Source organism: Nonomuraea deserti (genome assembly GCF_004348685.1).
Classification (GTDB): domain Bacteria; phylum Actinomycetota; class Actinomycetes; order Streptosporangiales; family Streptosporangiaceae; genus Nonomuraea; species Nonomuraea deserti.
In genome coordinates, this window is sequence record NZ_SMKO01000011.1 from 104,715 (window position 1) to 118,580 (window position 13,866).

The 13,866-nt window shown below is 69.7% G+C and carries 14 protein-coding genes; 2 read left to right on the forward strand and 12 right to left on the reverse strand.

Going from position 1 to position 13,866, the window contains the following annotated elements:
• The first annotated feature begins 54 nt into the window (after nt 1-54).
• Complete coding sequence (locus E1292_RS07385; RefSeq protein WP_132593350.1) at nt 55-1,656, forward strand: amidohydrolase; 1,602 nt, start codon at nt 55-57, stop codon at nt 1,654-1,656.
• Nucleotides 1,657-1,728: 72 nt separating this feature from the next.
• Here the strand turns inward: E1292_RS07385 and E1292_RS07390 are convergent, their stop codons facing one another.
• The 5 genes from E1292_RS07390 to gap all read right to left on the reverse strand — a co-directional run bounded on the left by E1292_RS07390 (nt 1,729) and on the right by gap (nt 5,584).
• Entirely contained in the window at nt 1,729-2,073 is a 345-nt protein-coding gene (locus E1292_RS07390) for an RNA polymerase-binding protein RbpA (RefSeq protein ID WP_090942943.1), read from the reverse strand.
• A gap of 74 nt (nt 2,074-2,147) precedes the next feature.
• The gene (gene secG / locus E1292_RS07395) at nt 2,148-2,378 is read right to left on the reverse strand and encodes a preprotein translocase subunit SecG (protein WP_132514759.1); all 231 of its coding nucleotides are present in this window, start codon (nt 2,376-2,378) and stop codon (nt 2,148-2,150) included.
• Nucleotides 2,379-2,477: 99 nt separating this feature from the next.
• On the reverse strand, nt 2,478-3,260 hold the full coding sequence (gene tpiA, locus E1292_RS07400) for a triose-phosphate isomerase (RefSeq protein WP_132593352.1): 783 nt from the start codon (nt 3,258-3,260) through the stop codon (nt 2,478-2,480).
• Nucleotide 3,261: 1 nt separating this feature from the next.
• Nucleotides 3,262-4,461, reverse strand: a complete 1,200-nt coding sequence (locus tag E1292_RS07405; RefSeq protein ID WP_165974428.1) for a phosphoglycerate kinase — start codon at nt 4,459-4,461, stop codon at nt 3,262-3,264.
• Nucleotides 4,462-4,579: 118 nt separating this feature from the next.
• Nucleotides 4,580-5,584, reverse strand: coding sequence for a type I glyceraldehyde-3-phosphate dehydrogenase (gap, locus tag E1292_RS07410; RefSeq protein ID WP_132593356.1), 1,005 nt, complete (start codon nt 5,582-5,584; stop codon nt 4,580-4,582).
• A 186-nt stretch (nt 5,585-5,770) separates the two neighbouring features.
• Between gap and E1292_RS07415 the strand changes: the two genes are divergently transcribed.
• The gene (locus E1292_RS07415) at nt 5,771-6,421 is read left to right on the forward strand and encodes a hypothetical protein (protein ID WP_132593359.1); all 651 of its coding nucleotides are present in this window, start codon (nt 5,771-5,773) and stop codon (nt 6,419-6,421) included.
• Nucleotides 6,422-7,036: 615 nt separating this feature from the next.
• Here the strand turns inward: E1292_RS07415 and whiA are convergent.
• The 7 genes from whiA to E1292_RS07450 form a co-directional block, all read right to left on the reverse strand.
• Nucleotides 7,037-8,017: a DNA-binding protein WhiA gene (whiA, locus tag E1292_RS07420; protein WP_026214667.1), complete on the reverse strand. Its 981-nt coding sequence runs from the start codon at nt 8,015-8,017 to the stop codon at nt 7,037-7,039.
• A 71-nt stretch (nt 8,018-8,088) separates the two neighbouring features.
• Nucleotides 8,089-9,006, reverse strand: a complete 918-nt coding sequence (locus tag E1292_RS07425) for a gluconeogenesis factor YvcK family protein (RefSeq protein WP_132593361.1) — start codon at nt 9,004-9,006, stop codon at nt 8,089-8,091.
• Between the two features lie 383 nt (nt 9,007-9,389).
• Nucleotides 9,390-10,256 carry an RNase adapter RapZ gene (rapZ, locus tag E1292_RS07430; protein ID WP_132593363.1) on the reverse strand — a complete coding sequence of 289 codons (867 nt, stop codon included), beginning with the start codon at nt 10,254-10,256 and terminating at the stop codon, nt 9,390-9,392.
• A gap of 127 nt (nt 10,257-10,383) precedes the next feature.
• Nucleotides 10,384-12,288, reverse strand: coding sequence for an excinuclease ABC subunit UvrC (uvrC, locus tag E1292_RS07435; protein ID WP_132593393.1), 1,905 nt, complete (start codon nt 12,286-12,288; stop codon nt 10,384-10,386).
• Between the two features lie 105 nt (nt 12,289-12,393).
• Nucleotides 12,394-12,852, reverse strand: a complete 459-nt coding sequence (locus E1292_RS07440; RefSeq protein WP_132593365.1) for a Rieske (2Fe-2S) protein — start codon at nt 12,850-12,852, stop codon at nt 12,394-12,396.
• A 46-nt stretch (nt 12,853-12,898) separates the two neighbouring features.
• On the reverse strand, nt 12,899-13,336 hold the full coding sequence (locus E1292_RS07445) for a Rieske (2Fe-2S) protein (RefSeq protein WP_246089976.1): 438 nt from the start codon (nt 13,334-13,336) through the stop codon (nt 12,899-12,901).
• Between the two features lie 151 nt (nt 13,337-13,487).
• On the reverse strand, nt 13,488-13,866 hold a 379-nt coding region (locus tag E1292_RS07450; RefSeq protein WP_342775619.1), incomplete at its 5' end, for a Rieske (2Fe-2S) protein.

Below are 13,866 nucleotides of genomic sequence, written 5' to 3' on the forward strand. Positions count from 1 at the left end.
GCCGCGGGGACGGCACGATGGGCGCCCGACGACCTGTCCAGAGAGGGAGACCCCATGAACATCCTCTTCCGAGGAGGCCGCGTCTTCACGCCCGACGGCGTCGTGGCGGAGGCGGTGCTGGTGCGCGACGGCGTGATCGCCGCGGTGGGCCCCGAGCGGGAGCTGGCGCGGCTCCCCCACGAGACCGTGGACCTGGACGGCGGGCTGCTGGCGCCGGGATTCATCGACGCGCACATGCACCCGGTGCAGGCGGGTCTCGAACGCGCAAGGTGCGATTTGTCGGAGGTATTCGGCCTTGATGCGTATGTCGGAACGATCGCCGCCTATGCTGCGAAAAATCCCGATAAAGCGTGGATTGATGGCGGCGGCTGGGACATGTCGGCATTCCCGAACGGGCTCCCCCACCGCGACCAGCTCGACTTCCTCGACCGTCCCGCGTACCTCATCCAGCGTGACCACCACGCCGCCTGGGTCAACGGCCGGGCACTCGAACTGGCCGGCATCACCGCCGCCACCCCCGACCCGCCCGACGGCCGGATCGAGCGCGACGCCGGGGGCGCGCCCACCGGGGTCCTGCACGAGGGTGCGATGGATCTCGTCGGCCTGCTCACCCCGCGCCCGTCCGCCCAGGATCTGCTCGACGCGCTGGCACGGGCGCAGGAGCACCTGTTCTCGCTGGGCATCACCGGCTGGCAGGACGCCATCGTGGGCTCCTACGCGGGCTCGGACGACCAGCTGCCCACCTATGTGGCGGCGGCCGGCTCCGGCCTGCTGCGGGCCCGCGTGGTGGGCGCCCTGTGGTGGGACAGAACGCGCGGCCTGGACCAGATCCCCGGCCTGGTCGAGCGGCGGGCCGCCACCGAGGGACTCGACCGGTTCCGCGCCACCTCAGTCAAGATCATGCAGGACGGGATCACGGAGAACTTCACCGCGGCCACGCTGGAGCCGTACTGCGTGTGCGGCGGCACGGGCCTGTCGTACGTGGACCCGGTCGAGCTCAGGCGCTATGTGGCCGAGCTGGACCGGCACGGCTTCCAGGTGCACGTCCACGCCATCGGGGAGCGGGCGGTGCGCGAGGCGCTGGACGGCTTCGAGGGCACGAACCCCGCCAACCGCCACCACATCGCCCACCTGCAGATCATCGAGCCCTCCGACGTGCCGCGCTTCGCCGCCCTGGGCGTCACGGCCAACCTGCAGCCGCTCTGGGCCACACACCACGCGCAGATGGACGAGCTGACGCTGCCGTTCCTGGGCGAGCCGCGCGCGTCGTGGCAGTATCCCTTCGCCGACCTGATCGCGCACGGCGCCCGGTGCTGCGCGGGCAGCGACTGGCCGGTCTCGGACGCCGACCCGCTGCAGGGCATGCACGTCGCGGTGAACCGCACGGAGCCGGGCGGCTCGGTGCACGCCGGCTACCCCACCGCGCAGATCCCGTTCCTGCCCGCCCAGCGCCTCGACCTGGCGACGGCCATGACCGCCTACACGGCGGGCTCGGCCTGGATCAACCGCTCCCCGGCGGGCGTGGTCGAACCGGGACGCCCCGCCGACCTGGTGGTCCTGGACCGCGACCCGTTCGAGCTGCCGCCTGGCGACCTCTGGACGACGCGGGTGCGCATGACGTTCGTGGACGGCGAGCCGGTCCACGAACAGGGCTGACGAGCGCATCCCTCCAGGGCCGGGAACGGCGAAAGGGCCCCGCACGACGCCGGGACCCTTCCGTTGACACGCCTACCAGGGGGACTTGTTGTTACGCAGGCGCTCCAGTGCCTCCTCGAGGATCGCCTTGCCGTCCTTGTCGCTCCTGCGCTCCTTCACGTAAGCCAGGTGCGTCTTGTACGGCTCGTTCTTGGGCGGGGCAGGCGGGGCCTCCTCGTCCTGTCCGGCTGGGAGGCCGCAACGCGGGCAGTCCCATAGCTCGGGGACCGCCGCGTCACTGGCGAAGCTGGGGCGCGTCTCGTGCATGTTGGCGCACCAGAACGAGACCCGCACTCTCGGAGCTGCCTCGCCGCGCTCGGCCTCCCCCATAGGGCCGGCGCCGACTCGGCTGCCACGGATCGCGTTGCCACTACCCACGGATGAACTCCTCGCTCGATCGCCCCGCGCGCAGACACGGGGGGAGAATCACTGTCACGCGTTGACTTGCTTGCTCAGGGCCGCAGAAGCAGGCCGAGAGCGACGATGCAGACCAACCAGATGATGCCGGTGATGACGGTCAGCCGGTCGAGGTTGCGCTCCACCACCGAGGAACCACCGAAGTTCGACGAGAACCCGCCGCCGAACATGTCGGACAAGCCGCCGCCCTTACCCTTGTGCATCAGGACGAGCAGGATCATGAGAAGGCTCGCCAGGATGAGGGCGATAGAGATTCCGAGTTCCACGGTATGCCTGTTCCTTCAATGCTCTGTTACGCGTGACGATTCAGACTTGCTTCTTGAGGGTACGGCCTGATGTCAAGTCGCACCCCCAGAACGGCTCAGTTAGCCGGGCATATCGGAGAAACGGCAGATCTTCGTGTACTCCCCGGCGTCGATGCTCGCACCACCAACGAGCGCGCCATCGACATCGGGCTGAGCCATGATCCCTGCGATATTGCCTGACTTGACCGAGCCACCGTAAAGGATACGGACCGCGGAGGCCACTTCGGAGTCGTAGAGCTCAGCGAGTCTCACTCGCAAAGCTCCGCAGACCTCCTGAGCGTCCTCCGGGGTGGCCACCTCGCCGGTGCCGATCGCCCACACCGGTTCGTAGGCCACCACTATCGATTTTGCCTGCTCGGCCGTGATTTTGCGCAGCGCTCCGTCGAGTTGGCCAAGACTGTGCGCGATGTGGCCGCCCTCTTGGCGCACCGGCAGCCCCTCGCCCACGCACAGGATGGGGGTGAGCGAGTGCCGGTAGGCGGCCTGCACCTTGGCGTTGACGACGTCGTCGTCCTCGCCGTGGTATTGCCGCCGCTCGGAGTGGCCGATCGTGACGTACGTGCAGCCGAGCTTGGCCAGCATGGCGCCCGACACCTCGCCGGTGTAGGCCCCGGCGTCATGCTCGGAGAGGTCTTGGGCGCCGTAGACGATGCGCAGTTTGTCGCCGTCGACCAGGGTCTGGACGCTGCGCAGGTCGGTGAACGGCGGCAGGACGGCGACCTCGACCTTGTCGAAGTCCTTGTCGCTGAGCCCGAAGGCCAGCTTCTGGACCAGCGCGATGGCCTCGAGGTGGTTGAGGTTCATCTTCCAGTTGCCGGCGATGAGCGGCTTGCGGGTGGTCACGTCATGCCTCCAGAGCCGCGAGTCCGGGAAGGGTCTTGCCTTCAAGATATTCGAGACTGGCCCCGCCGCCTGTGGAGATGTGCGAGAACCCGTCTTCCGGCAGCCCCAGCCGGCGTACGGCCGCCGCGGAGTCGCCGCCACCCACCACGGTGAAGGCGCCGCCGCTGCCGGTCTGGGCGATCAGTGCCTCGGCCACCGCCCTCGTGCCGCCCGCGAACGCGTCGAACTCGAACACGCCCATCGGGCCGTTCCAGAAGACCGTTCTGGCATCGGCCAGCTTGCTCGCGAACAGCTCGCGCGTTCTGGGCCCGATGTCGAGCCCCTCCCGGTCGGCCGGGATCGCCGTGGCGTCGACCACCTCGTGCTCGGCGTCGGCGGCGAAGGTGACGGCGGCCAGCACGTCGACCGGCAGGACGAGCTCGACGCCCCGCTTGGCGGCCTCGTCGAGGAAGCCGCGGACCTGGTCGAGCTGGTCTTCCTGGAGCAGCGACCTGCCGACCTCGTGGCCCTGCGCCTTGAGGAAGGTGTAGGCCATGCCGCCGCCGACGAGCAGCCGGTCGACCTTGGTCAGCAGGTTGGCGATGACGCCCAGCTTGTCGGAGACCTTGGCGCCGCCCAGCACGACCACGTAGGGCCGCTCGGGCTCCTGCGTCAGCCTCTTCAGCACCTCGACCTCGGCCACGACCAGCCCGCCCGCCGCGTGCGGCAGCAGCTGGGGCACGTCGTAGACGCTGGCGTGCTTGCGGTGCACCGCGCCGAAGCCGTCGCCGACGTAGAGCTCGGCCAGCCCGGCCAGCCGCTCCGCGAAGGCACGCCGCGTGGCGTCGTCCTTCGACTCCTCGCCGGGCTCGAACCGCAGGTTTTCCAGCAGGACGACCTGGCCGTCCTGGAGCGACTCGACACAACCGCGGGCGCTGTCGCCGACCACGTCGGAGGCGAATGCCACGTCCTGGCCGAGCAGCTCGCCGAGCCGCCTGGCCACCGGCCGGAGCGAGTATTTCGCCGTGACCTGGCCCTTGGGCCGGCCCAGGTGGGCGCAGACCACGACCTTGGCGCCCGCGCCGGTCAGCGCGGTGATCGTCGGCACGGACGCCTGGATACGGCCGTCGTCAGTGATCTTCTCCCCGTCGAGGGGAACGTTGAGGTCGGCGCGCACGAGCACGCGCCGGCCCTTCACGTCGAGATCGTCGAGCGTGCGCATGCTCATGCTCCTGCTCTCACTCCGTGAGGCCGGCGCGGTCGCCATATGCCGCCGCCTTCCCCCACTCTGGTCGCTTCGCTCCCGCCGCTCCTCCAGGCGGCGGCGCTCCCTCGCAGCATCAGAGACCGCGGCCGACCAGCTCGATCAGGTCGGCGATGCGGTTGGAGTAACCCCACTCGTTGTCGTACCAGCCGACGACCTTGACCTGGTTGCCGATGACCTTGGTGAGGCCGGCGTCGAAGATGCAGGAGGCCGGGTCGGTGACGATGTCGGAGGAGACGATCGGGTCCTCGGTGTAGCTGATGATGCCCTTGAGCGGGCCGTCGGCGGCGGCCTTGATCGCGGCGTTGACCTCGTCGACGGTGACGTCGCGGCTGACGTCGACGGTGAGGTCGGTGGCCGAGCCGGTGGGGATCGGCACCCGCATGGCGAAGCCGTCGAGCTTGCCCTTGAGCTCGGGCAGGACCAGGCCGATGGCCTTGGCTGCGCCCGTGGAGGTGGGCACCACGTTGAGCGCGGCGGCGCGGGCGCGGCGCAGGTCCTTGTGCGGGCCGTCCTGCAGGTTCTGGTCCTGCGTGTAGGCGTGGATGGTGGTCATCAGACCCTTCTCGATGGTGAAGGTGTCGTGCAGGACCTTGGCCATCGGCGCCAGGCAGTTGGTGGTGCAGGAGGCGTTGGAGATGATGGTGTGCTTGGCCGGGTCGTAGGCGCCGTCGTTGACGCCCAGGACGATCGTGACGTCCTCGTTCTTCGCGGGCGCGGAGATGATGACCTTCTTCGCGCCGTTGTCGGCGTGCACCTTGGCCTTGGTGGCGTCGGTGAACAGGCCCGTGGACTCGAGCACCACGTCGACGCCGAGGTCGCCCCAGGGCAGCTTGGCCGGGTCACGCTCCTCGAAGACCTTGATCGCCTTGCCGTCGACGGTGATCTCGTCGCTGGTGGCCTTCACCTCGTAGGGCAGCCGGCCGAGGATGCTGTCGTACTTCAGCAGGTGAGCGAGCGTCGCGTTGTCGGTCAGGTCGTTGACCGCGACGATCTCGATGTCCTTGCCGCTGGCGGCGACAGCGCGCCAGAAGTTGCGACCGATGCGGCCGAAGCCGTTGACGCCTACGCGGATGCTCACGGGAACCGATCTCCTCGAACAAATGATGGCGGGCTGGTACCTCAACCACGAACCTTATCGGACTCAAATTGGTTTAGACCACTTCAGGTGCCCCGCTGTGAATCGTCGTTCCGGGGGCGCGTTTTGCGAGGTTCGAGTAAAGTGCCCGACTCGTCGGAGTAAATTCGTGATTCTCTGGGGGCTGAGATGTCACACAAGCGGTCCGGCCTGCTATCCGGACTGATCGTCGGCCTGCTGGCCGGGCTGATCTGCGCGGCGGGCCTGGGGGCGGCCGTGCTCTTGCAGGAAAGCCTGCCCGGCGACATCACGGCGTTCGGCAACGGACTTCCTCTCCCTCTGGCCCTGTCTCTCGTCATCGCTCTGGTGGTGTCCTTCGCCATGGGCTCGGTGCGCCCGCGCACCTTCGTCCTGGTGCCCGTCGCCACGCTGTACGCGGGCGGATCCGTGGCGGCGGGCCAGATCGCGGGGCTGGCCGTCATGATCGGCTCCGCCCAGCGCACACCCGGCAGGCAGACCCCGGCCGGTCTGTCCGACGTCACCCTGCCCGCCTTCACCGAAGGCCTGCCCGAGGCGACGGCCCTCTATCGTGACCCGCTGACGGAAACCTGGCCCGCCTGGCTCTACATCGCCGTCGCCGCTCTGGCCGCCCTCGTCCTGGTCACTCTCCGGGTCACCCGCGTACGCCGCTCGCAGCGGGCCCAGGAAGCCGAGAAAACCGAGGTGGAGGCGGAGGAGCCGCGCGAGCCGGAATACCGGGCGCCGTTCGAACCCGCCCAGGCCCCGGCGCCCAAGCCCACCACGGACCTGTTCACCCCCCGCAAACCGGCCCGCGAATGATCACACGGCCCATCACGACCCACGACCCATCACCACCTACGACCCACGACCCATCGCGACCCTCGGCCCAGCATGCCCACAATCAGACGGCACACAACCAACCCGTATCGGACGGCGGCTCAGACCACTCCGCCTGCGGCGGCACCGCCCCACCAAGGGCGGCTCACCCTGGCCGCCCACCACAGTCCAACCCGTGACCAGGCGGCCACCCAGCCCCAACCATGCCACCCGGTACAACCCCGACCCGTGACCAGGCGGCCGGACCGAACCCGCGCAGTCGCACGGGTTGACCTGTGACTGCCCAGCGCAGAGCCCATGTCCACGAATGACTGCCCAGCGCAGAAGCCCATGCCCGCAAAGCCTCACCCAGCCAGTGCCCGCACCGAACACGCCGACCCCGGCAGGCACATTCGTCGGGCGAACCCCCGCCGTCCCTCCGGACCACGGAACCCGGCCGACGACGCGCTCGTCACGGCGAGCAGCCCGTGAGCCTTCACGACCGGCCAGGACAGACGGCGACACACGTCGGCGCGTGCGGTCCACTGTGCGGTGCCGTAAAACATGCCACAAGCACGAACGGCCACGTCGGCGCGGGGGGACGCACCGTGACGCCGGTCAGGGAGCGAGCATGTCGACGGTGAGATTGGCCTCGGTGTTGGGGATGCCCAGGTCGGAGGCGCGCTTGTCGGCCATGGCGAGCAGCCGCCGGATGCGGCCCGCGATCGCGTCCTTCGTCAGCGGCGGGTCGGCGATCTGCCCCAGTTCTTCCAGGGACGCCTGCTTGTGTTCGACCCGCAACCGCCCGGCCACGACCAGGTGTTCGGGCGCCTCGTCGCCCAGGATCTCGAGCGCCCGCTGCACCCGCGCTCCGGCCGCCACCGCGGCCCGCGCCGAACGCCGCAGGTTGGCGTCGTCGAAGTTGGCCAGCCGGTTGGCGGTGGCCCGCACCTCGCGGCGCATGCGCCGCTCCTCCCAGGCGAGCACGCTGTCGTGCGCCCCGAGCCGGGTGAGCAGCGCGCTGATCGCGTCGCCGTCGCGCACCACGACGCGGTCGACGCCGCGCACCTCGCGCGCCTTGGCGTGGATCTTCAGCCGCCGTGCCGAGCCCACCAGCGCGAGGGCGGCTTCCGGCCCCGGGCAGGTGACCTCGAGCGACATCGAGCGGCCCGGCTCGGTCAGCGAGCCGTGGGCGAGGAAGGCCCCGCGCCAGGCGGCCTCGGCGTCGCAGGCGGCCCCCGCCACCACCTGGCGGGGCAGCCCGCGAACCGGCCGGCCGTGGTTGTCGATGAGGCCCGTCTGCCGGGCGAGCGCCTCGCCGTCGCGGTAGACGCGGACCACGTAGCGCGAGCCCTTGCGCAGCCCGGCGGGCGCGAGCACGAGGACCTCCGCCTTGTGCCCGAACACCTCACCGATGTCCTTGATCAGCCGCCGCGCCGTGGCGTTGGTGTCGAGCTCGGCCTCGATCACGATCCGCCCGCCCACCAGGTGCAGGCCGCTGGCGAACCGCAGCAGCGTCGAAACCTCCGCCTTGCGGCAGCACGGCTTCAGCACCGGCAGGCGGCTCAGCTCGTCTTTCACCACACCTGTCATCGCCATAAGCGTTAGTCCTCCCCCATTCAGACCGGCTCCCGTCAGTCTCTCGCACCTTGGCGCCACGCCGACCAGGATCAACGCTTCTGGAGGAAAATCTCGTCCAGGACGGAGGCAAGACGTCGTGGGTCATGCCGGGGAGACCCGTCAGCGGCCGCCACGTCGGCCATCACCAGCCGGGCGTCGAGGGCGGCGGCGGCCTTCTCCAGCGCGCCGGGATCGTCGACGATCCCGGTGTCGGCGAGCACGACGTCGATCGACAGATCGGGAGCGTGCTGCCTGAGCACCTCCAGATGCTGCTGGGGGGAGAAGTCGTCGGTCTCGCCCGGCTGGGGCGCCAGGTTGAGCGTGACGAGCCGCCTGGCTCTGGTCGCGTGCAGGGCCCTGGCCAGCTCGGGCACCTTGAGGTGCGGCAACACGCTGGTGAACCACGATCCCGGCCCGAACACCACCCAGTCGGCGTCGAGCACGGCCGCGACCGCCTCGGGCCGCGCCGGCGGATCCTCGGGCACGAGCGTGATCGCCTGCACCCTGCCGGGCGTCAGCGCACACGCCACCTGCCCGCGTACGGTCGAGATGACGCCGTCCAGCTCCACCTGCGCCACGATGTCGAGTGGCACCGACGCCATCGGCAGCACCCGGCCGTGTGCGCCGAGCAGCCGTCCGACCCAGTCGAGCCCGGCCACGGAGTCGCCGAGCAGTTCCCACAACGCGACGATCAGCAGGTTGCCCACGGCGTGCCCGTGCAGTTCGCCCTCGCTGCGGAAGCGGTGCTGCACGACCTCGCTCCACGTGCTGCCCCACTCGTCGTCGCCGCACAGGGCGGCCAGCGCCATCCGCAGGTCGCCGGGCGGCAGCACGCCGAGCTCGCGGCGCAACCGGCCGCTCGATCCGCCGTCGTCGGCGACGGTCACCACGGCGGTCAGCTGGTCGGTGACCATCCGTAAGGCCGACAGGGAGGCGTAGAGCCCGTGCCCGCCTCCGAGCGCCACCACTTTCGGCCCGATCCCGCCGACCCGAGCCCCGCACTCATCCGCGCCGGCAGTCAACGACCTGGCGCCACCGCCCGAGAGGTCCGCAACGACTCCATCCGAGCCACTCCCCGACGGACCCGAGACAGCCTCGCCCAGGCCACCCTCCGACGGACCCAAGACAGCCTCGCCCAGGCCACCCTCCGACGGACCCAAGACAGCCTCGCCCAGGCCACCCTCCGACGGACCCAAGACAGCCTCGCCCAGGCCACTCCCCGACGGGCCCGAGGCATCTTCGCCCCGGCTACTCTCCGACGGGCTCGCGGCGACTTCGCCCGCACCGCTACGTGGAGTCCGCGCCCCGCCGGCTACCGGATGCGGCAAGGCGGCTTGGAAGCCCTCATCGGTCACTCCCGCCCCACATCCCGATGACTCACCTGGACCTCCATCCCGCGGTCGCGCAGGCGGGCGGCGACCTGCTCGGCCATGGCGACGCTGCGGTGCTTGCCACCCGTGCAACCGACCGCGAGCGTGGCGTAGCTCTTGCCCTCGCGCGCGTAGCCGACGGCGACCACCTGCAGGACCTCCTCGTAGGCGTCGAGGAACTCCTTGGCCCCTGGCTGCCCGAGCACGTAGTCGCGGACCGGCGCGTCGAGCCCGTTCATCGGCCGCAGGTCGGGAACCCAGTGCGGGTTGGGCAGGAAGCGGCAGTCGACCACGAGGTCGGCGTCGACGGGGAGCCCGTATTTGAACCCGAACGACACGACGTTGACCCGCAGCCCCGGCCGGTCCTCCCCGCCGAAGAAGGAGACGATCTTGTGGCGCAGCTCGTGCACGTTGTGCGACGACGTGTCGATCACGAGGTCGGCGTTGGCCCTGACCTCACGCAGGATGCCCCGCTCCCTGGCGATGCCGTCGACCAGGCGGCCCTCGCCCTGCAGCGGATGCGGCCTGCGGACGTTCTCGAACCGGCGCACCAGCTCTTCGTCGCTGGCTTCCAGGAACACCACCCGCACGCGTACGCCGCGCCCTTCGAGTTCCTCGATGGCGGCGTTGAGGTCGGTGGTGAAGGCCAGGCTGCGCACATCGACGACGGCCGCCACCTTGTCGGCGGCCAGCTTGACCTTGCCCGCCTCCTCGGCCATCGCGAACAGCAGCCCGGGCGGCAGGTTGTCGATGACGAACCAGCCCAGGTCTTCGAGTGCTTTGGCCGCCGTGCTGCGCCCGGCGCCCGACATGCCGGTGACGATGACGAACGCCGGCTCGGTGCTCATTGTCTCACTCCGTCCGCCGGCTCGGCCTCACGAATGTCCATGTCAGCGGCCCTCCCGGCCTCATCACCATAGCGGAGGCGGGCAAGCGGGCGGCCGGCGACGTGGACGTCCTGGCATCCTGGCGAGATCAAGGCGAATCTCCCTTCAGCGTCGACACGATCACCTCGGCGATGGACGGGCCGATGCCGGGAACCTCGCAGATCTCGGCGGCCGTGGCCGCGCGGAGCTTCTTCACGGAGCCGAAGTGCTTGAGAAGCGCTTGCCTGCGCGCCGGCCCGAGACCTGGCACGCTGTCGAGCGCGCTCTCCTTCACCGTCTTGGACCTCTTGGAACGATGGTAAGTGATGGCGAAGCGATGTGCCTCGTCACGCACGCGCTGCAACAGATAAAGGCCCTCGCTTGAACGTGGCATGATCACGGGCTGGTCGTCGCCGGGCAGCCAGACCTCCTCCAGCCGTTTGGCCAGGCCGCACACGGCCACGTCGTCGATGCCGAGCTCGTCGAGCGCCCGCTGCGCGGCGGCTGCCTGGGGCCCCGCGCCGTCGACCACCACCAGGTTGGGCGGGTAGGCGAACTTGCGTGGCTTGCCCGTCTCGGGATCGATCGGGCCGTGGCCGTCCTCGGTGTCGGGGGCCAGCTCACCGGTGGCGGAGCGTTCTTCGAGGTAGCGGCGGAAGCGTCGCATGATCACCTCGTGGATCGAGGCGACGTCGCCCTCCTTGGTCTTGACGGCGAAGCGGCGATATTCGCTCTTGCGCGCCAGGCCGTCCTCGAACACCACCATCGACGCCACGACGTTCTCCCCCTGAAGGTGGGAGACGTCGTAGCACTCGATCCGCAGCGGCGCCTGGTCGAGGTCGAGCGCGTCGGCGATCTCCTGCAGGGCCTTGCTGCGCGTGGTCAGATCGCCGGCCCGGCGGACCTTGTGCTGGGCGAGCGACTCCTTGGCGTTGCGCTCGACCGTCTCCATCAGCGACCTCTTGTCGCCGCGCTGGGGCACGCGCACCTCGACGCGGGCGCGCCGCTGCTCGGTCAGCAGCTCGGCGACCGCCTCGTGGTCGGGCGGCAGCGCGGGCACGAGCACTTCGCGGGGCATCGCGTCGGGGCTCGCCTCGGCGTACATCTGCAGCAGGAACTGCTCGACCAGCTCGCCCGGCGTGATCTCCTCGACCTTGTCGATCACCCAGCCGCGCTGGCCGCGGATGCGGCCGCCGCGCACGTAGAAGACCTGCACGGCGGCTTCGAGCGGGTCTTCCGCGAGCGCGATCACGTCGGCGTCGGTGCCCTCGCCGAGCACGACCGCCTGCTTCTCCAGGGCGCGCTGGAGCGCCTGGACGTCGTCGCGCAACCGCGCGGCCCGCTCGTATTCCTGCTCGGCGGCCGCCTCGCGCATCTCCTTCTCCAGCCGCCTGATGAAGCGGCTGGTGTTGCCCGCCATGAAGTCGCAGAAGTCTTCGGCGAGCTCGCGGTGCTCCTCCGGGGTGACCCGCCCGACGCACGGCGCCGAGCACTTGTCGATGTAGCCGAGCAGACACGGCCGGCCGATCTGCCCGGCCCGCTTGAACACGCCGGCGCTGCACGTGCGCACAGGGAAGACCCGCAGCAGCAGGTCGACCGTCTCGCGGATGGCCCACGCGTGGGAGTAGGGGCCGAAGTAACGTGTGCCCTTGCGCTTGGCCCCGCGCATGACCTGCACGCGCGGGAAGTCGTCGGCCATGGTGACCGCGAGATAGGGGTAGGACTTGTCGTCACGGTATTTCACGTTGAAGCGCGGGTCGAACTCCTTGATCCAGGAGTATTCGAGCTGCAGCGCCTCGACCTCGGTGCCCACCACCGTCCAGTCGACGTCGGCCGCCGTGGTCAGCATCGACTGGGTGCGCGGGTGGAGCGCGGAGAAGTCGGCGAAGTAGGAGTTGAGCCGCTGGCGCAGGCTCTTGGCCTTGCCGACGTAGATCACCCGGCCGTGCGCGTCCCTGAACCGGTAGACCCCGGGGGAATCGGGGATCGCACCTGGTTTGGGCCGGAAACTCAAGGGGCTGCCCGCTGATCTCGCCACGGTTCAAAGACTAGTAGCCCCTACCGACAAGGTTGCCCGGCCCGCCACGCCGCGCAACGCGCGACCGGCCGGCCGCGACCGCTAAGCCAGGGTGATCTGGTCGCCGTCGACCTTGATCTCCTGCGCCGCCAGCGGCTTCTCGGCAGGTCCGTCGGTCACCGCGCCGTCGGCGATCGCGAACTTGCTGCCGTGGCACGGGCAGACGATCGAACCGCCCTCGACGCTGGCGACCGGGCAGCCCTTGTGGGTGCACAGCGCGCTGAACGCCTTGAAGTCGCCCTCGGTGGGCTGGGTGATCACGATCTTCTGGTCTTTGAGGATCGTGCCGCCGCCGACGGGGATGTCAGCGGTCTTGGCCAGCGCACCGGCCTGTGGCGCGCTGGACTCTGGTGCGCTCGACTGAGGTGCGCTCGACTCTGCGGCAGTGCCGGCGTCCTGTGCGGTGTCGGTGCCGCCGCCACACGCGGTGACCGCCAGCGCGAGGCCACTTGCCCCGACACCTGCGATCACCGCCCGGCGGCTCTGAAGGTCGTTTCCCATGCGCCTCACCCAAACGCACCCAGGTGAGAAAATCATGAGACAAGGTTTAGGCGAGTCTGATCTTATCGCCGTCCACGCTGATCTTCTTCTCCTCGAGCGGCCCGCCGGCCGGCCCGTCCGCCACGGAGCCGTCCTCGATGCTGAACTTGCTGCCGTGGCACGGGCAGTTGATCGTGTTGTTCGAGACCGTGGCGACGGTGCACCCCGCATGGGTGCACACCGCGCTGAACGCCTTGAAGTCGCCCGCGGTCGGCTGCGTGACGACGACCTTCTCGTTCTCGAAGACCTTCCCGCCGCCCTCGGGGATGTCGCTGGTGTCGGCCAGGGCCTTGCCTCCGCCGGCCGCCGCCTTCTTTTTCTTCGGCGCCTCAGACGACGGCTCCTCCGCCGGTGGCTCCGCGACCGCTTCCGTCGTCGGCGAACCGTAGCTCGCGCAGGCCGTCAGAATCGCCGCGAGCCCGGCGCCTCCGGCGCCGAGCACCACATTCCGGCGTGTCGTTTCCGTCATGGTGCGTCCTCCCAGATTGGTTCCACTTCAGGTACGGCAGCGCTCCCGCGCCGGTTCAGCGTGCCTGAGCCCAATCCGGGGTGACTACGCACATTTACCTGTTCAGCACACCGCGTCGCGCGCCACGTCAGGCGACCACGATGCCGTCACCCTCGACCTTGACCTGGTACGCGGCCAGCCCGCCGGTGGCGGGGCCCTTGGTGGCCTTCCCGCTGTCGGCGGCGAACTCGCTGCCGTGGCAGGCGCACGTGATGACGTTGTTCTCGGGCGTGCTGACGACGCAGCCCTTGTGGGTGCAGACCGAGCTGAACGCCTTGTAGACACCCTGCGTCGGCTGCGTGACCACGATTTTCAGGTCTTCGACCAGCGTGCCCCCGCCCACGGGCACGTCGGCCGTCTTGGCGAGGACCTTACCCTTGAGGCTCGGCTTGGCCTCGGCGCCACCCGCCCCGCATCCGGCGAGCGCCCTGTCTCTTATACGCATCTGAGTCTGCCGACTACTACTC

Coding starts and splice junctions, on each gene's coding strand:
- E1292_RS07385 (WP_132593350.1), top strand. CDS start 55: ATGAACATCCTCTTCCGAGGAGGCCGCGTCTTCACGCCCGACGGCGTC.
- E1292_RS07405 (WP_165974428.1), bottom strand. CDS start 4,461: ATGCGCACGCTCGACGATCTCGACGTGAAGGGCCGGCGCGTGCTCGTG.
- E1292_RS07415 (WP_132593359.1), top strand. CDS start 5,771: ATGTCACACAAGCGGTCCGGCCTGCTATCCGGACTGATCGTCGGCCTG.
- whiA (WP_026214667.1), bottom strand. CDS start 8,017: ATGGCGATGACAGGTGTGGTGAAAGACGAGCTGAGCCGCCTGCCGGTG.
- rapZ (WP_132593363.1), bottom strand. CDS start 10,256: ATGAGCACCGAGCCGGCGTTCGTCATCGTCACCGGCATGTCGGGCGCC.
- E1292_RS07440 (WP_132593365.1), bottom strand. CDS start 12,852: ATGGGAAACGACCTTCAGAGCCGCCGGGCGGTGATCGCAGGTGTCGGG.